General features: G+C 70.5%; 12 protein-coding genes. 4 read left to right on the top strand and 8 right to left on the bottom strand.

What is annotated here, in order from left to right:
• Positions 1-45: 45 nt before the first annotated feature.
• The 6 genes from OG303_RS18000 to OG303_RS17975 all read right to left on the bottom strand — a co-directional run bounded on the left by OG303_RS18000 (position 46) and on the right by OG303_RS17975 (position 9,969).
• A complete protein-coding gene (locus OG303_RS18000) occupies positions 46-3,831 on the bottom strand; it encodes a multifunctional oxoglutarate decarboxylase/oxoglutarate dehydrogenase thiamine pyrophosphate-binding subunit/dihydrolipoyllysine-residue succinyltransferase subunit (protein ID WP_405869412.1) in 3,786 nt (1,261 codons plus the stop codon).
• A gap of 292 nt (positions 3,832-4,123) precedes the next feature.
• Positions 4,124-5,230: an ATP-binding protein gene (locus tag OG303_RS17995; RefSeq protein ID WP_405869411.1), complete on the bottom strand. Its 1,107-nt coding sequence runs from the start codon at positions 5,228-5,230 to the stop codon at positions 4,124-4,126.
• Positions 5,227-5,964, bottom strand: a complete 738-nt coding sequence (locus tag OG303_RS17990; protein ID WP_405869410.1) for a response regulator transcription factor — start codon at positions 5,962-5,964, stop codon at positions 5,227-5,229. The genes OG303_RS17995 and OG303_RS17990 overlap by 4 nt, the downstream gene beginning before the upstream one ends.
• 132 nt (positions 5,965-6,096) lie before the next feature.
• Entirely contained in the window at positions 6,097-6,774 is a 678-nt protein-coding gene (locus OG303_RS17985; protein ID WP_405869409.1) for a spermidine synthase, read from the bottom strand.
• 102 nt (positions 6,775-6,876) lie between these two features.
• A complete protein-coding gene (locus tag OG303_RS17980) occupies positions 6,877-8,622 on the bottom strand; it encodes a glycoside hydrolase family 3 protein (RefSeq protein ID WP_405869408.1) in 1,746 nt (581 codons plus the stop codon).
• A gap of 27 nt (positions 8,623-8,649) precedes the next feature.
• Positions 8,650-9,969 carry an MFS transporter gene (locus OG303_RS17975; RefSeq protein WP_405869407.1) on the bottom strand — a complete coding sequence of 440 codons (1,320 nt, stop codon included), beginning with the start codon at positions 9,967-9,969 and terminating at the stop codon, positions 8,650-8,652.
• Between the two features lie 212 nt (positions 9,970-10,181).
• On the opposite strand from OG303_RS17975, the gene OG303_RS17970 reads away from it, so the two are divergent.
• Together OG303_RS17970 and OG303_RS17965 are read left to right on the top strand one after the other, a co-directional pair.
• Positions 10,182-10,841: a TetR/AcrR family transcriptional regulator gene (locus OG303_RS17970; protein ID WP_405869406.1), complete on the top strand. Its 660-nt coding sequence runs from the start codon at positions 10,182-10,184 to the stop codon at positions 10,839-10,841.
• 204 nt (positions 10,842-11,045) lie between these two features.
• Complete coding sequence (locus OG303_RS17965; protein ID WP_405869405.1) at positions 11,046-11,840, top strand: rhomboid-like protein; 795 nt, start codon at positions 11,046-11,048, stop codon at positions 11,838-11,840.
• Here OG303_RS17965 and OG303_RS17960 read toward each other — a convergent pair.
• Entirely contained in the window at positions 11,837-13,366 is a 1,530-nt protein-coding gene (locus tag OG303_RS17960) for a sulfatase (RefSeq protein WP_405869404.1), read from the bottom strand. The two genes, OG303_RS17965 and OG303_RS17960, sit on opposite strands and share 4 nt — an antisense overlap.
• Before the next feature lie 242 nt (positions 13,367-13,608).
• Here OG303_RS17960 and lon point away from each other — a divergent pair, with 242 nt between their 5' ends.
• Positions 13,609-16,023, top strand: a complete 2,415-nt coding sequence (gene lon, locus OG303_RS17955) for an endopeptidase La (RefSeq protein ID WP_405869403.1) — start codon at positions 13,609-13,611, stop codon at positions 16,021-16,023.
• A 102-nt stretch (positions 16,024-16,125) separates the two neighbouring features.
• Here the strand turns inward: lon and OG303_RS17950 are convergent, their stop codons facing one another.
• Positions 16,126-16,944, bottom strand: coding sequence for a lysozyme (locus OG303_RS17950; RefSeq protein ID WP_405869402.1), 819 nt, complete (start codon positions 16,942-16,944; stop codon positions 16,126-16,128).
• Positions 16,945-17,188: 244 nt separating this feature from the next.
• Between OG303_RS17950 and OG303_RS17945 the strand changes: the two genes are divergently transcribed.
• Positions 17,189-17,680 carry a MarR family winged helix-turn-helix transcriptional regulator gene (locus OG303_RS17945; RefSeq protein ID WP_405869401.1) on the top strand — a complete coding sequence of 164 codons (492 nt, stop codon included), beginning with the start codon at positions 17,189-17,191 and terminating at the stop codon, positions 17,678-17,680.
• The last annotated feature ends 39 nt before the right edge of the window (positions 17,681-17,719 follow it).

Here is a 17,719-nt window from a genome sequence, read left to right as displayed (position 1 = left end):
ACCAGAACTCGGAACCGGGCCCTTCAGTCAGCCCTGTTCAGAGGCTCACGCCTCGAACACCTCACGCACCAGTTGCTCCTGCTCAGCCTGATGCCGCTTGGCAGACCCCACCGCCGGCGAAGAGCCGTGCGGGCGGGAGATGCGGCGCAGGCGCTCGCCGTGCGGGATGTCCGCGCCGACCGCGAGGTCCAGGTGGTCGATCAGGTTGAGGGCGATGAACGGCCAGGGGCCCTGGTTCGCCGGCTCCTCCTGGGCCCACAGGTACTTCTCGACGTTCGGGTACTTGGCGATCTCCGCCTGGATTTCGGCACCCGGCAGCGGGTACAGCCGCTCGACGCGGACGAACGCCACGTCGGTGGCACCGCGCTTGGTGCGCCCGGCCTCCAGGTCGTAGTACAGCTTGCCCGACACGAAGACGACCTTGCGGACCGCGGCCGGGTCGACCGTGGAGTCGCCGATGACCGGGCGGAACTGACCCGTCGTGAACTCCTCCGCCTTCGACGCGGCGGCCTTGAGGCGCAGCATCGACTTCGGGGTGAAGACCACCAGCGGCTTGTGGTGCGGGTTGTGCACCTGCCACCGCAGGAGGTGGAAGTAGTTCGACGGGAGGGTCGGCATCGCGACCGTCATGTTGTTCTGGGCGCAGAGCTGGAGGAAGCGCTCGACGCGGGCCGAGGAGTGGTCCGGGCCCTGGCCCTCGTAGCCGTGGGGGAGGAGCAGGGTGACGCCGGACGTCTGGCCCCACTTCTGCTCCGCCGCCGAGATGTACTCGTCGACGATCGTCTGAGCGCCGTTGACGAAGTCGCCGAACTGCGCCTCCCACATCACGAGGGACTCGGGACGGGCCAGCGAGTAGCCGTACTCGAAGCCCATGACCGCGTACTCGGAGAGCAGGGAGTCGTAGACGTTGTACCGGGCCTGGTCCTCGGCGAGGTACTGGAGCGGGGTGAAGTCCTCGCCCGTCTCGCGGTCGATGAGGACCGCGTGGCGCTGGCCGAAGGTGCCGCGGCGGGAGTCCTGGCCGGAGAGGCGCACCGGGGTGCCCTCCAGGAGCAGGGAGCCGATGGCGAGGGTCTCGCCCATGCCCCAGTCGATCGTGCCGTCCTCGACCATCGTCGCCCGGCGCTGCAGCTGCGGCAGCAGGCGCGGGTGGGGGTGGAAGTGGTCGGGGATGTTGACCTGGGACTCGGCGATCCGCTTCACGACCTCCGTGGAGATCGCGGTGGTCACCGGGACCGGGAACTCGGCCTGCGGGTCCGAGACCGGGGCGACGCCCGGCTGGGACGTGGCCTCGCGGACCTCGGTGAAGACCTTCTCCAGCTGGCCCTGGTAGTCCTGGAGCGCCTGCTCCGCTTCTTCCAGGGTGATGTCGCCGCGACCGATGAGGGACTCGGTGTAGAGCTTGCGCACCGAGCGCTTCTTGTCGATCAGGTCGTACATCAGCGGCTGGGTGAAGGCCGGGTTGTCCGACTCGTTGTGACCGCGGCGGCGGTAGCAGATGAGGTCGATCACCACGTCCTTGTTGAACGCCTGGCGGAACTCGAAGGCCAGACGGGCAACGCGGACCACGGCCTCGGGGTCGTCGCCGTTCACGTGGAAGATCGGGGCCTCGATCATGCGGGCCACGTCCGTGGCGTACATCGAGGAACGCGACGACTCGGGAGCCGCCGTGAAGCCGACCTGGTTGTTGATGACGATGTGGACCGTGCCGCCGGTGCGGTAGCCGCGCAGCTGCGACATGTTGAGGGTCTCGGCCACCACGCCCTGGCCCGCGAAGGCCGCGTCACCGTGCAGGGCGACCGGCAGGACCGTGAAGTCCGTGCCGCCCTTGTTGATGATGTCCTGCTTGGCGCGGACGATGCCCTCGATGACCGGGTCGACCGTCTCCAGGTGGGACGGGTTGGCGGCCAGCGAGACCTTGATCTGCTCGCCGTCCAGGCCGGTGAAGGTGCCCTGGGCGCCCAGGTGGTACTTCACGTCGCCGGAGCCGTGCATCGACTTCGGGTCGAGGTTGCCCTCGAACTCACGGAAGATCTGCGCGTACGACTTGCCGACGATGTTGGCGAGGACGTTCAGGCGGCCGCGGTGGGCCATGCCGATGACGACCTCGTCCAGGCGGGACTCGGCAGCGCTGTCGATGACCGCGTCGAGCAGCGGGATGACCGACTCGCCGCCCTCGAGGGAGAAGCGCTTCTGGCCGACGTACTTCGTCTGCAGGAAGGTCTCGAAGGCCTCCGCCGCGTTCAGCCGGCGCAGGATGCGCAGCTGCTCCTCGCGCTCCGGCTTGGAGTGCGGGCGCTCGATGCGGTCCTGGATCCACTTGCGCTGCTTCGGGTCCTGGATGTGCATGAACTCGATGCCGGTGGTGCGGCAGTACGAGTCGCGCAGCACGCCGAGGATGTCGCGCAGCTTCATCAGGGACTTGCCGGAGAAGCCGCCGACGGCGAACTCGCGCTCCAGGTCCCACAGGGTGAGGCCGTGCTCGGTGATGTCCAGGTCGGGGTGCTTGCGCTGGCGGTACTCCAGCGGGTCGGTGTCGGCCATGACGTGGCCGCGGACCCGGTAGGAGTGGATCAGCTCGAAGACCCGCGCGGGCTTGGTGACGTCGTCGTCGTGCGAGGCGTCGATGTCCTTGAGCCAGCGGACCGGCTCGTAGGGGATGCGCAGGGCCTCGAAGATCTCGTCGAAGAAGCCGTTCTCGCCGAGGAGGAGGTTCGCGACGATCCGCAGGAACTCGCCGGAGGCGGCGCCCTGGATGACCCGGTGGTCGTAGGTCGACGTGAGCGTCATGACCTTCGAGATGCCGAGCTTGTTGAGGGTGTCCTGGCTGGTGCCCTGGAACTCGGCCGGGTAGTCCATGGAGCCGACGCCCATGATGACCGACTGGCCGGGCATCAGACGCGGCACGGAGTGGACGGTGCCGAGGCCGCCGGGGTTGGTCAGGGAGACCGTGACACCGGTGAAGTCGTCCATCGTCAGCTTGCCGTCACGGGCGCGGCGGACGATGTCCTCGTAGGCCTGCCAGAACTCGAAGAAGTTCAGCGTCTCGGCCTTCTTGATGCCGGCGACGACGAGCTGGCGGTCGCCGTTGGGCTTCACCAGGTCGATGGCCAGGCCGAAGTTGACGTGCTGCGGCTTGACGAGGGTGGGCTTCCCGTCCTTCTCCGCGTAGTGCCAGTTCATCGACGGCATGGCCTTGATGGCCTGCACCATCGCGTAGCCGATGAGGTGGGTGAAGGAGATCTTCCCGCCCCGGGCGCGCTTCAGATGGTTGTTGATGACGATGCGGTTGTCGAAGAGCAGCTTCACCGGGACCGCGCGCACGGACGTGGCCGTGGGCAGCTCCAGCGAGGCGTTCATGTTCTTCGCGACGGCGGCGGCGGGACCGCGCAGGGTCACCAGCTCCGGGCCGCCGGGGGCCTCGGTCGCGGGCGCGGCCTTGGCGGCCGGCTTGGCGGCAGCGGCGGGCTTGGCCGGAGCCGGGGCCGCATTCGCGGGAGCGGGCGCCGGAGCGGCGGCCACGGGCTTCGGGGCCGGCGCGGGAACCGCCGGAGCCTGCGCAGCCGGGGCGGGCGCCGCGGGTGCCGGGGTGGTGGCCTGTGCGGCCCCCGCGGCCGCAGTACCCGACGGAGCCGAGGCGACAGCCGCGCCCGGCCTGTAGTCGGCGAAGAAGTCCCACCAGGCTCGGTCTACCGAATTCGGGTCCTGGAGGTACTGCTGATAGATCTCGTCGACGAGCCACTCGTTGGGGCCGAACGCCGCAGCGGGGTTCTTGCCCGCTTGGTCTGCGTCGGTCGAGATGCTCGAGTTACTGGGGGACTGTGGCGACACGGCGGCAACCGCCCTCTTCCGCTTCACAAGGTGATGGACAGCGGGAATTAAGGCTACGCCCCCAAGACCGCGAAGGTCAGGCCGGGCCGGTCCATCGTCGTGTAAGTCACACCGGAAAGCGTGTTTCGGGCCTGGAAATGGCGGGAAACAAGCGTGGTTCCGCTACGGATCGGGGGGTGGCCGGAAACGCCGATGCAGGCCCTGTACGCGCAGCGTGCGGGCGTGTGCCTGATCACACGTGTCCGTCAGCGCGGACGCCCGTGGATCTTGAGGCTCCGGTTCGGACTTTACGTCAACTTTGAACGGATGTCTCTCCCGGAAGGGTGACGAGAATCCGGCAGCCCCGCTCGGATTCGGCCACGCCGATCCCGCCTCCGTGCAGATCCACCGCCCAGCGGGCGATCGCCAGGCCCAGGCCCGTACCGCCGTCGCTGCCCGGCCCGTTGGAGGTGCCCGCGCCGCCCCGGTTGAACCGCTCGAAGACCCGGTGCCACTCCGAAGGGGGGATGCCGGGACCCTCGTCCAGCACCTCCAGCGCCAGCGACTCCGGCTGCGGTCCGCGTCGTGCCTTCACGATCACGCGGCCGTGCGGCGGGCTGTGCTTGACGGCGTTGTCGATGAGATTCGCCACGACCTGGTGGATGCGCTCGGGGTCCGCGTGCGCGGTCAGCTCCGGCGGGGACACGTCGAGGTGCAGATGGACGTCCGTACGGGTGTGGCTGCCGGAGCCCGAGGCGATGCCCGCGCGCGCGGGCACGGCCATGTTGGCCTCCTTCAGCACGCCCGACAGATACGGCCACACCTCGAAACGCCGCTGGCGCAGCGGTACGACGCCGTTGTCCAGCCGCGACAGGTCCAGCAGCGTCTCCACCAGCCGGCCGAGCCGCTCCGTCTGCTTCAGGGCCGTGCGCATGGTCTCGGGGTCGGCGGGCGAGACGCCGTCCACGATGTTCTCCAGCACCGCGCGCAGGCCCGCGATGGGGGTGCGCAGCTCGTGCGAGACGTTGGCCACGAGCTCCTTGCGCTGACGTTCCTGCGCCTCCAGGTCGTCGGCCATGCGGTTGATCGTCTGCGCCAGGTCGCCCAGTTCGTCACGGCGGTTCTCGCGCACCCGGCGGGTGTAGTCGCCGTGCGAGATGGCGCGGGCGACCGCGTTCATGTCGTCCAGCGGCGCGGTGAGCGAATGAGCCACGAACTGCGTAATCAGCAGTGTGGCGACCATCGAGAAGACCGTGATGAAGCGCAGCTCCGTCGCCGTGCGCATCGCGATCATCATCAGCCCGGTGGTGATGAGGACCGCGATGACGACGAGTGCGCCCAGCTTGGTCTTGATCGAGAACGGGCTTACGCCGCCCCAGGGCTCCCCGGGGCTTCTCCGTGCGGCCGGCCCGCCGCTCATGGCGTCGGAGTCTCCAGCGCGTAACCCACGCCGTGCACCGTGCGGATCCGCTCGGCGCCGATCTTCCGGCGCAGGGCCTTGATGTGGCTGTCGACGGTCCGGGTGCCGGAGGCGTCCGCCCAGTCCCACACCTCGGCGAGCAGCTGCTCACGGGAGAGCACCGCGCGCGGGGTGTTGGCCAGGCAGACCAGCAGGTCGAACTCGGTGGGCGTGAGATGCACGTCCTCCGAGTGCACGCGCACCCGCCGCTGGGCGTGGTCGATCTCCAGCTCGCCGAGCCGCAGGATGCCGCTTCTGGGCGTCGCCGCGGCCAGTGCGGCCCGCTCCACCCGGCGCAGCAGCACGTGCACGCGGGCGGCCAGCTCCCGCATGGAGAAGGGCTTGGTCATGTAGTCGTCGGCGCCGACTCCGAGCCCGACCAGCATGTCGGTCTCGTCGTCGCGCGCGGTGAGCATCAGCACCGGCACCGGACGGGCGGCCTGCACGCGGCGGCAGACCTCCAGACCGTCGAAGCCGGGCAGCATGATGTCGAGGATCAGCAGGTCGGGCTGCCAGGCCTCTGCGGTGTCGACGGCGGCCGGGCCGTCACCCGCCGTCTGCACGAGGAATCCCTCGGCGCGCAGGCGGGCCGCGATGGCGTCGACGATGGTCGGGTCGTCCTCGACCACCAGGACCCGTCGCTGTGCGCCCGGGGTCGCCGTCGTGCCGTTGTGGGATGTGTGGGTCTGCTCCATCGCCCGCCCCTGAGTTGCTTTCCGGAATCCGTGGGGTGATCCGTTTACTGTCACATGCCTGCGCATGCTTGCGATTGACGCTTGAATGATCTGCGCCAGGGAAGCAGAGTACGGGGAGTTACCGCGCCTCGGCTATCCAGGTCTGACAGCGATGTGCACGACGTCGGGAACGCCCCGGGCAACCGGGATCTCTTCGGTACGCACCTGTTGGAACCCGGCATTCCATAGGGTTCCTTCAAATTCCGGAGAGGGCTGCGCGGACCAAACGGCCAGTACCCCGCCCGGCTTCAACACCCTTGCGCAGCTTGTCAGTCCGCTCGGCGAGTAGAGATCGTCGTTGCCCTCGGTGACGGTCCAGTCGGGGCCGTTGTCGATGTCCAGGCAGAGGGCGTCGAACGTGTCGGATGTCTCATTGACGTAAGCGATCAGATCCCTCTCCACGATCTCCGTGCGCGGATCGGTGATGGCATATGCCGACAGGGCGGCGAGGGCACCGTCCAGATGCCAGTCGATGATGGCCCGCTCGCGTTCCACGACCGTGATCGCGCCCCAGCGGGGGTCGGCCGCCGCATGCGCGAGCGAGAACCCCACGCCCAGGCCTCCGATCAGCACGTTCGGCTCCGCGCGGGGGCCCAGGGCCTCGCGTGCGGCGTCCACGAGCAGCCGCTCCGAGCGGCCGTCCGAGGTGTCCATCAGGAAGCAGCCGTTGGCGATGATCTGCAGTAACTCGCCGTGCCGGCGCAGCACGACCTCGCCGTACGGGCCCTCGCGACGGTCCAGGACCACAGGGATGTCGTAGCTGGCGGTCATGGCCCCATCCTGCACGAACTCTGCTTTACGGCCATGCGTATTAAAGGTGACCGGAGGGGAACCCGGGGCCCGCTCCCCCCACAGGCCGGGCCCCGGGAGTTGTCAGACGTCCAGGCCGTGTCCGTGCGTGAACACCGGGTCCTGGGTGTCGTCGGGCACGTCGGGCCGGGCCGCCTGCACCGCCGCCATCGAGCGCGGCAGCTCGAACGGCAGCCTGCCCTCGGCCTTCGCCCGCCCGAAGGCCACGTCCAGCACGGCCGCGTCCGACGCTCCGAAGTCCGCCACGAGGGCCGCCGCGCGTTCGGCGATCTCCGGTAGTACGGCGGGCCGTTCGAGGTTCACGCACACCAGGCTCGGCACCGTGTCCAGCAGCCGCAGGATCTCCTTCAGCTCGTCCTCCGGGAACGCGAGCGAGCCCGCGTGGAAGAACGACTCGAAGGCGCCGGGCCGTTGCTCGTAGGGGGTCCTCAGCCGCAGTACCGCCAGATCCGCCTCGGCCGGGTCGGCGACCACGTTGCCGTACGCCGCCGCCGTCTGCTCGTTCACGCCCTGGACGTACAGGTCGGGGCGGCCCCGCAGCGGCAGCAGGTCACGGTTGCTCAGCACCGTCAGCGCGCGCCGCTGGGCGGCCTCGCCGAGTGCCGTGAACTCGGCGGCGCCGACCGTCTCTTCGGCCTTGTCGGGGTCGGCGTACGGGTTCTCGAACAGCCCCAGCACGAACTTCTCGCGCAGCAGCCGCCGTACGGAGCGGTCGATCCGTTCCTCGGAGATCCGCCCGGAGCGGACCAGTTCCACGATCACCTCGGGGCACTGCTCGCCGCCGAACTGGTCGCTGCCGGCGTCCAGCGCCCTGGCCGCGCGCTCGGCGACGGTGAGGTGCTCGACGCCCCAGGCGCGCGCCTCGGCCGGCTCGCCCATGATCTCGCCGTCGGTCAGCAGGCCCCAGTCGGTGCAGATGATGCCGTCGAAGCCGAGGCGCTCGCGCAACAGCCCGGTCAGTACGCCCTTGTTGAAGCCGAAGCCGACCTCCTCCCAGTCGGTGCCCACGGGTTGGCCGTAGTACGGCATCATCTGCGAGCAGCCGGCCTCGACGGCGGCCACGAACGGTGCGAGGTGGTACTCGCGCATCCCGCCCGGGTACACCTGCTCCTTCCCGTACGGGAAGTGCGGGTCCTCGCCGTCCTTCTGCGCGCCGCCGCCGGGGAAGTGCTTGACCATGGCGGCGACCGACTCCGGGCCGAGCCTCGGACCCTGCAGGCCGCGTACGTACGCCCGTACGAGCTCGGCCGCGACCTCGGCGCGGGAGCCGAAGGTGCCGGACTGGCGTGACCAGCGCGGCTCGGTGGCCAGGTCGATCTGCGGGTGCAGCGCGACCCGGAAGCCGACCGCCAGGTACTCGCGGCGCACGGTGTCCGCGAACCGCTCCACCAGCTCCGCGTCGCCGATCGCGGCCAGCCCCAGCGGTTCGGGCCAGGCCGAGAAGTCCCCGGCGAGGAAGGAGGCGCCCGGGTTGTCGGTGAACGCGTGGCGGGGGTCGGTGGAGAGGGTGACCGGGATGCCGAGCCGGGTGTCCGCCGCGAGTTCCTGGACCCGGTTGACCCACTGGGCGGTCTCGCGGGCGCCGCCCTGGCCGATCAGGTTGAAGTGCGTGAGGTGGCGCCCGGCGACCAGCTCGGTGGTGTCGTACCGGAGGAAGCCGCCCTTCTCGGCGAGCGTGCCGCCCGGGCCCATGGCGAGCATCGTGTGGAACAGCTGGCCCGCCTTCTCCTGAAGGGTCATGCGGGCCAGCAGGTCGTCCACCCGTTCGTCGACGGGGCGGTCCGGATCGCGGTACGCGGGGGTGGTCATCCTGAACTTCCTTGCCTACGACGGGATCTACTTGACCGAGCGGACGAACTGGACGGCGAGCGCGCCCAGTACGGCGGCGATCGCCCCGAACAGGAACAGCGCGCCGTAGTTGCCGCCGCCGCCGATCGCGAGGAGCGCCGGGGCGACGATGGGGACGAGGGACTGGGGGAGGGCGTTGCCGATGTTGAGGACGCCCATGTCCTTGGCGGACTCCTCGGGATTGGGCAGGACGGCCGCGGCGAGCGCCATGTCGACCGACAGATACAGGCCTTCGCCGAGACCGAAGACGACCAGCGCGGCGACGTACGTGCCGAAGGTCTGGGCCGAGGCGATCATCGCGAGGCTGACGGCCATCACGAGCGAGGCGCCCAGGACGTACGGCTTGCGGCGGCCGGACCTGTCGGAGAGCAGACCGCCGAGCAGGGAGCCCAGGACGGTCGCGGCGACCATGGCCAGGGTGCCGGTGAAGACCTTGCCGGTCACCTGGGCGCTGTCGTACCCGAGACGGTCCATCAGGAAGTAGACCTGGTAGCTGGTCACGCAGGAGGCGCCCGTGAAGACCAGGAAGCGGCCGGCGAAGTTCCACGCGAAGTCCGGGTGCCTGCGCGGGCTGACCCAGAAGCTGCGCAGGAACTCCTTGACGGAGTACGGCGCGAAGGCGCCGGCGCGGGCCGGGCGGTCCTTCATCACGGCGGCCAGGTAGCCGACCGCGCCGATCCCGATGACGCCGGGGACGAGGAAGGCGAGGGCCATGGAGCCGGAGAACAGCTGGGCCAGCGCCGAACCGCCGATCATCGACAGGGAGATCGTGCTGCCGACCAGGCCGGAGACGCGGGCCTGCTGATGCGGCGGGATCAGGTCCGGGACGGTGGACGTGAGCGCGGCCAGGGCGGCGTTGATGCCGAGTTGGGCCAGCGCCCAGCCGGCCATGAGCGCCGGGACTCCGGTGCCGAGGGCCACGACCAGCAGACCGGCGAAACCGGTCACCATGCCGCCGATCAGCCAGGGTCGACGGCGGCCGAAGCGGCTGGTGGTGCGGTCGGAGAGGGCGCCGAAGACCGGGTTGCCGATCATCGCCAGCAGGGCGCCGACCGAGAGCACCTGGCCGAGCGCGGCACCGCGGTCCGCCTCCGGCACGATCTGGGCGACCCGCAGGGCGAGGGTCACCATCACCGGGGTGAGCACGGCGAGATAGGCGCCGAACTGCGCGAGGACGAGCGCGAGGACGAGGCTGGCGGGCGCAGACGGCAGGGGATGCCCGGTGGACGACGGGGGTTCACCCGCGCGAGCGGATTCGAGCGCTGGGGAGGGCGTCTCGTCGAGCGGCGCGTCGTGGCTCAGGGCCATGGCGACTCCTGGGGACGGGGGCGGCTTCGTTGCCGCGCCGGCCCGATCAGGGAAGCAGCAAAACCGAGTGGGTAGTAGGTTTTGGTCGCGTGGCCTGAATCACCGTGCACATGGCTTGAAAAGAAGGCGGTGATTACTCGTGTAACCGACGGTCACGCGCGCGTGCCGTACGCCAGGACCGGCGTGCCCGCAGCCGGGCTATCGTGACGGTCATGGTCGACAAGGAGAGCCGCCCTCCGCGCAAAGGCCCAGGCCGCGGGACGTACGCCGTGGGTGACGAGCGGCGGCTGCGGATCCTCGACGCCGCCGTCGAGCACTTCGCGCAGTGGGGCTTCCACGCCTCCTCCCTGGCCCGGATCGCCAAGGATGTCGGGATCACCCAGGGCGGGCTGCTGCACCACTTCCGCAGCAAGGAGGATTTGCTGGTGCAGGTTCTCGCGCGCATCGACCGGGCCGACGGGGAGAAGTTCTTCTCCCGCGACTTCGTCTCGGCCACCGAGTGCTTCGCGACCATCGCCCGGCTCGCCGAGTACAACAGCCAACGGCTCGGCCGCACCCGCATGTTCAACGTCCTCGCCGCGGAGGCGGGCGACCCCGACCACCCCGCGCACGCCTACTTCACCGAGCGGTACGCCAAACTCGTGGAGCACACCTCGGCCACGCTGCGGCGGGCCGTCGACGCCGGCGAACTGAAGCCCGGCACCGACCTCGTGGCGGTGTCGCAGGAACTCGCGGCCGTGATGGACGGACTGCAGCTGCAATGGGTGCTCGACCCCAAGGGGTTCGACATGGTCGGGCGGATGCGGGCGTACCTGGATCGGGTGCTTCGGTCGCTCACGGTGACGGGGGCGGGACTGCCCTCGGACGCGTAGGTCCGCGGCTGTCCCCGAACTGTCCCCGGCTGTCCCCGGCGCGGGAAAAGCGTGGAGCGCGGAAAAGCGGTGGGCGCGCAAATGCCGGGCGGACGTGGAAAAAGCCTTAAAGGTTGCTGTGAATCGCCGCTTTCGTGGCCTCTGTCATAGACAGCGACCCGTGGGATTGCGAAAGGGTGGGGTGAACGGAAGGAGTGCCTCACCGTGGAACCGACCGCGACGGCCGAAGCGGAACCCTTGGCCGCGTCCCGTCCCGACGCCGCGCGCCTTCCGGACGCCTGCGAACTCCTGGACGGCATGCCGCGTCAGCGCGGCTCGGCGAGAGCCACGGCGACCGGCGCGACCACGGTGCCGGCGCCCGTCCCCGCGGTCCGTACCGTCCGCCCCTGGCGCCTCCTGCCCACCCCCACCGGAACGCCGTTCACCTTCGGCTACGCGGCCGTTCTGGCCCTCACCTCACTGATCACCGCGTACGCCGCCCCCTCCCTCGTCCACACGCTGCACCAGGCCTCCAGCACCGACGTGGCGCACCTCGTGCAGACGCCCGTGCTGGTGCTGCTGGCCAGCGCGCTGTGGATCGCGGGCGGGATCACCTCGCCGTACGTGGTCGTCTTCCTGGTCGTCCTGACCGCCCTGGAGCGGCGGATAGGCGGGGCGCGCACGGCCGTCGTCTTCCTGCTCGGGCATGTCCTGGCCACCCTCGCGACCGAGGGCCCGGTGGGTCTCGCGGTCCTGGTGGGCCACCTCCCCGACAGCTCCCTGCACCGCCTCGACTACGGCATCAGCTTCGGGGTGGCCGCCAGCGTCGGCGCCCTGGCCGGGCTGCTCACGCCGTGGCTGCGCTGGCCGGTGCTGGTCCTGTTCGGCGGGATGCTGGTCCAGGACCTGATCGAGTTCACGGACCCGATGACCAACTGGGGCCATCTGATCTCGCTGTCGATAGGCATGGCGACGTGGCCGCTGATCAGGCGCTGGTACCGGGCGGGACGGGCGGCCTAGGAGCCCTTGGAACCCGCCGTGCGGGCCGCGGCCAGTCCGCGGGCCAGGCCTGGAACGCCGAGCCCGCGCTCCTGTTCCTCGCTCGCCCCGTGCAGCCGGTTGGCGAGCTGACAGGGGTCTTTGGCGAGGTCGTAGTACTCCCGGAACAGCACCTCCCCACTGCCCTGCGGACGGCCCCTCTTGTCGAGGCGTGTCCGGTAGTACTCGGTGTACTGCTCCGCCTTGCCGATGTACGACGCCCAGGTGTGGATCGGCTGTTTGTCCTGCTGGTTCCACCACCACTCGGCGAGCAGGTGGGTGCGGTCGTTGCGCCGGTCGAGCAGGGAGTGGCCGTCGTGCGGGGTGTCCGGGGTGATGCCGGCCGCGTCCAGGAACGTGGGCGCGATGTCGACGTGGCCGGTGAGCCGGTCGTCGCCGCTGCCCGATCCGAAGCCGCCGGCCGGCCACGACAGCTGGAAGGGCACCTCCAGGCTCGGCCGGTACGGTACCGACTTGCGCAGCCAGCCGTGGTCGCCCCAGCACAGGCCGTGGTCGCTGGTGAACAGCACCAGGGTGTTCTCCAACTGGCCGAGCGAGCGCAGCTTCGTGCGGAAGTCGCGCATCGCGTCGTCCACCGAGAGCAGGGTGCGCAACTGGCGTTCGCGCAGGGCCTTTCCCTGGGCGAAGGAGTGGTGCGCCCTGCGCAGGAACGGCGGCTTGTCGGCCTTGTCGCGCTCGAAGACGGAGGACCGCCCCTCCCAGTAGGGCACGCGCGCGTGGGCGTACCGCCGCTCAGGGATGTTCAGTTCGTGCGCGCTGCGCGTGGCGACGTACGCGAACCAGGGCCGCTCGTCGACGCGGGAGGCCTCGATGAAGGCGAGGGCGCGGTCCTTGATGACGGCGGTGTTGTAGCCGGGGAGGTTCCGGACGGTCCCGTTGTCGTTGTAGTGGCCGTTGTAGTACGCCACCGGTTCCTGGAGCAGCCACTCGTCGAAGTGCGGCGGGTTGTCGCCGGTGTGCCAGAAGTTGAGGTACTTGCCGAACAGGCCCGTGCGGTAGCCGGCCTCGTGCAACTGCCGCTGCACGGTGGTGCGTTGGTCCAGGTGGTAGGGGTGCTGGGTGTCGAGGACGCCGTGGTTGTGGGCGTACCGCCCCGACATGATCGAGGCGCGGGAGGGCGCGCACAGCGGGGTGTTGGCGTGTGCGCGCCCGAAGGTGACGCCGTTTCCGCCGAGCCAGTCGAGGGTCCGGGGGAGTGCCCAGTCCGTCTCCTTCGGCTGGTCGTCGGTGAGGACGAGCAGGATGTTGGGGCGGTGGTCGGATCGGGGGCGGCGACTGGGGGTCGGGGACGGGGCCCGGCTCGTGGCCGGGGCGGCGGTACGGCGGGCCGCGTTGGCGGCGGGGGTGCTCCCGGTGGGCCCGGCGGTGCCGGAGCCGTCGCCGCCCACCGCCCGCACGACGAGGGGTACGGCTGCCCCTGCCGCCACCACGGCCGCCCCCGCGATCACGGCACGCCGGGCGGGCCCCCGCCGCTGTTCCTCGCTCATGCGCTTCCCCCTGTGAACGAGCTTGCAGTTTGCAGGCCCTTCCTGTGAACGGGGATGCATCTCGGCCCGTCCGGCGTTTGAGGATCAGGGCGACCAGGCCGGAGCGGGAGTCCGGGAGCGGTGGCCCGGCCGACGCAGGCAGCAACACCCCGATCGCTGACAGCGAACGTCACCCCGGGAACATTCGCGGAGCCCCGTGCATTGAGTCGATGTAACTCAACTTGACTGCCGGAGGGTAGATCATGGCTTCGACGTCCACACCGCTCACTTTGCCCGTGCTGCCACTCGACGACGAGGTCGTGCTGCCCGGCATGGTGGTGCCGCTGGACCTGAACGACCCCGACGTACGCGCCGCTGTGGAGGCCGCCCAGGCCGCCGCCCGGTCCGAGCCGGGCAAGCCCAGGGTCCTGCTGGTGCCACGCATCGACGGGACGTACCCGGGCACGGGAGTGCTCGGCACCGTCGAGCAGGTCGGCCGGCTGGCCGACGGCGACCCGGGCGCCCTGATCCGCGGCCGCGGCCGGGTGCGTATCGGCGCCGGCACCACAGGGCCGGGCGCGGCGCTGTGGGTCGAGGGGACGAGGATCGACGAGAGCGTGCCCGAGCCGCAGCCCGGTCACGTCACCGAACTGGTCAAGGAGTACAAGGCCCTCGCCACCGCCTGGCTGCGCAAGCGCGCCGCCTGGCAGGTCGTGGACCGCGTGCAGGCCATCGACGACGTCTCCACGCTCGCGGACAACTCCGGATACTCGCCCTTCCTCACCACCGACCAGAAGATCGAGCTGCTCGAGACCGCCGACCCGGTCGCCCGTCTCAAGCTCGCCACCCAGCAGCTGCGCGACCACCTCGCCGAGCAGGACGTCGCCGAGACCATCGCCAAGGACGTCCAGGAGGGCGTCGACAAGCAGCAGCGCGAGTTCCTGCTCCGCCGCCAGCTGGAAGCCGTACGCAAGGAACTGCGCGACCTGAACGGCGAGCAGGACGGCGAGGAGTCCGACGACTACCGCGCCCGCGTGGAGGCCGCCGACCTGCCGGAGAACGTACGGGAGGCCGCCCTCAAGGAGGTCGACAAGCTGGAGCGGTCCAGCGACCAGTCCCCCGAGGGCTCCTGGATCCGCACCTGGCTGGACACCGTCCTCGAATTGCCGTGGAACGAACGGACCGAGGACGTCTACGACATCCAGGGCGCGAAGGCCGTCCTCGACGCCGAGCACTCCGGACTGGAGGACGTGAAGGAGCGGATCACCGAGTACCTGGCGGTGCGCAAGCGCCGCAGTGACCGCGGTCTCGGCGTGATCGGCGGCCGGCGCGGAGGCGCCGTGCTGGCCCTGGTCGGCCCGCCCGGCGTCGGCAAGACCTCGCTCGGCGAGTCCGTCGCGCACGCCATGGGCCGCAAGTTCGTCCGCGTCGCCCTCGGTGGCGTGCGGGACGAGGCGGAGATCCGCGGCCACCGGCGTACGTACGTCGGCGCGCTGCCCGGCCGTGTCGTCCGCGCCATCAAGGAGGCCGGGTCGATGAACCCGGTGGTCCTGCTGGACGAGATCGACAAGGTGGGCTCCGACTTCCGCGGCGACCCCGCGGCCGCCCTCCTGGAGGTCCTGGACCCGGCGCAGAACCACACCTTCCGCGACCACTACCTGGAGGTCGAACTCGACCTGAGCGACGTGGTGTTCCTCGCCACGGCGAACGTCCTGGAGGCCATCCCGGAGGCCCTGCTCGACCGTATGGAGCTGGTTCGCCTCGACGGCTACACCGAGGACGAGAAGGTCGTCATCGCCCGCGACCACCTGCTTCCGCGCCAGCTGGAGCGGGCGGGTCTGGACAAGGACGAGGTGGCCCTGGATGAGAGCGCGCTGCGCAAGCTCGCCGGCGAGTACACCCGCGAGGCGGGCGTGCGCACCCTGGAGCGGTCCATCGCCCGGCTGCTCCGCAAGGTCGCGGCCCAGCACGAACTGGGCGACCGGGACCTGCCGTTCACCATCACGGACGGCGATCTGCGCGCCCTGATCGGCCGGCCGCACCACGTGCCCGAGTCCGCCACCGACCCGGCCGAGCGCCGTACGGCGGTCCCGGGTGTGGCGACGGGCCTCGCGGTCACCGGAGCGGGCGGAGACGTCCTCTTCGTGGAGGCGTCCCTCGCCGACCCGGAGACGGGCGCGGCGGGTCTGACCCTCACGGGCCAGCTCGGCGACGTGATGAAGGAGTCGGCACAGATCGCGCTGAGCTTCCTGCGCAGCCACGGCGCGGAACTGGAGCTGCCGGTCGCGGACCTCAAGGACCGCGGCGTCCACATCCACTTCCCGGCGGGCGCGGTCCCGAAGGACGGCCCGAGCGCGGGCGTCACGATGACGACGGCCCTGGCGTCGCTCCTGTCCGGCCGCCTGGTCCGCACGGACGTGGCGATGACCGGCGAGGTCTCGCTGACCGGCCGGGTCCTGCCCATCGGCGGCGTGAAGCAGAAGCTGCTCGCCGCGCACCGGGCGGGCGTCACCACGGTCGTCATCCCCAAGCGCAACGAACCCGACCTGGACGACGTCCCCGCGGAGGTGCTGGACAAGCTCGACGTCCACGCCGTGACGGACGTCCGCCAGGTCCTGGAACTGGCCCTCGCGCCCGCCACGAGCGCCGCGACGCGGGAGGTTCCGGTGGCGGCGTGACGCCGAAGGTTCCGGTGGCGGCGTGACGGACGCCATCGGACAGGCAAGGCCCGGGTCCCGTGAGGGAGGCCCGGGCCTTCGTCTTGTGCGTACGGGGGAGGGTCAGCCGTTGGCGAGGGCGACCACCCGGTCCAGGGCCCCGTTGAACTTGTCGTGGTCCCCGACGGTCGGCCCCGACGAGGTGTACTGCCACATCGTGTAGTAGCTCCAGCCGGCGGGCAGCGTGCCGGGGTCCGACGCGTACCGCGCGATCCACAGCGGGTTGGCGGACGCGAAGCCGCCGTAGTTCCCGGTGCAGTCGGTCCACCAGCTGGTCGCCGTGTAGATCACGGCATCCCGGCCCGTGCGCGCCTTGTACGTGTTCAGGAAGTCGGCGATCCAGCCGACCATCGCGCTCGCCGACTTGCCGTAGCAGGCGTCGCCGTACGGATTCCACTCGATGTCGAGGACGCCGGGGAGGGTCTTGCCGTCCTTGGACCAGCCGCCGCCGTGGTCGACGAAATAGTTGGCCTGCGTGGCACCGCTCGTGGTGTCCGGGGTGGCGAAGTGGTACGCACCGCGGATCATGCCGACGTTGTACGAGCCGTTGTACTGCTGGGCGAAGTAGGGGTTCGTGTAGTACGTCCCCTCGGTCGCCTTCGTGTAGGCCCACTTGACCCCGCTGCTCCACAGGGTCGACCAGGCGACGTTGCCCTGATGGCCGGAGACGTCGACGCCCTCCGTCTGGACGGCCGCAGTGGCCCAGGGCGTGCCGTTCTGGCCGTCGTGGGCGAGGACGCCCATGCCCATGCGGGCGGAGCCGCGGGCGGGTGTGTCCGCGGCGGAGGCGGGGACGGCGAGGGCGAGAGGGAGGGCGGCGAGCAGGAGCCCGGCGAGGAAGAGGCGCCGGGGGCGTACCGATCCGGGTCTGTGCACGGGCATGGCGTGCCTCCGAAGGCTCGGTGATGCTCGGAGATGCTGCGTGGGGGCCAGTGCGGGGCCACATGGGACTGGCGTGTGCATGCCAGCCGTCGGTCTCGTAATGAAGCTACGCACGTAGAAGAGCGGGTGGGAAGAGGGGCCGGAGGCTGCCGTTGGTCTAGCCCTGCGAAATACTGGTGGAGCTGCGGTAACGACGGGGTTCGGCGGAAACTTTCAGGATCGGGAAACCGAGGCAGGGGCTGACGTGCACGAAGGTGGAAACGGGGACGAGCGCCGGCTCCCGGCGGAGTTGTCGGCGAGCGGTGCCGACCAGGAGTACCTGTCGCTGGAGCGCGAACTGACGGTCCTGTTCCGGCGCGCCCGCGCCAACCAGGGCGAGATGGCCCGCGAGGTCCACCCCGACCTGGAGCCGGCGGCGTACGGCCTGCTGATCCGCCTCGACGAACTCGGCCGCCAGCGCGCGACCGAGCTCGCCGCGTACATCGGCGTGGGCAAGGCGACCATGTCCCGGCAGCTCCGCGCCCTGGAGGACCTCGGCCTGGTCGCCCGCGAACCCGACCCGGCGGACGGCCGGGCCTGGCTGGTCCACCTCACGGACGAGGGCCGCAAGCGGGTGACAAAGGTACGCGAGGCCCGCCGGGCCCGGTACGTGAGCCAGCTGACCCACTGGGACCGCCGGGAGGTGTCCGAACTGGCCCGGCTGCTCGGGCAGTTGAACCGCGTGATGGAGAAGTAGGGGCAAGGGAGCGCCGGGGCGCCCGGGCCGTGGGCCGGG

It is taken from the genome of Streptomyces sp. NBC_00005, assembly GCF_045160215.1.
Taxonomy (GTDB): Bacteria; Actinomycetota; Actinomycetes; order Streptomycetales; family Streptomycetaceae; genus Streptomyces.
This window is presented reverse-complemented; position numbering and strand designations above follow the sequence as displayed.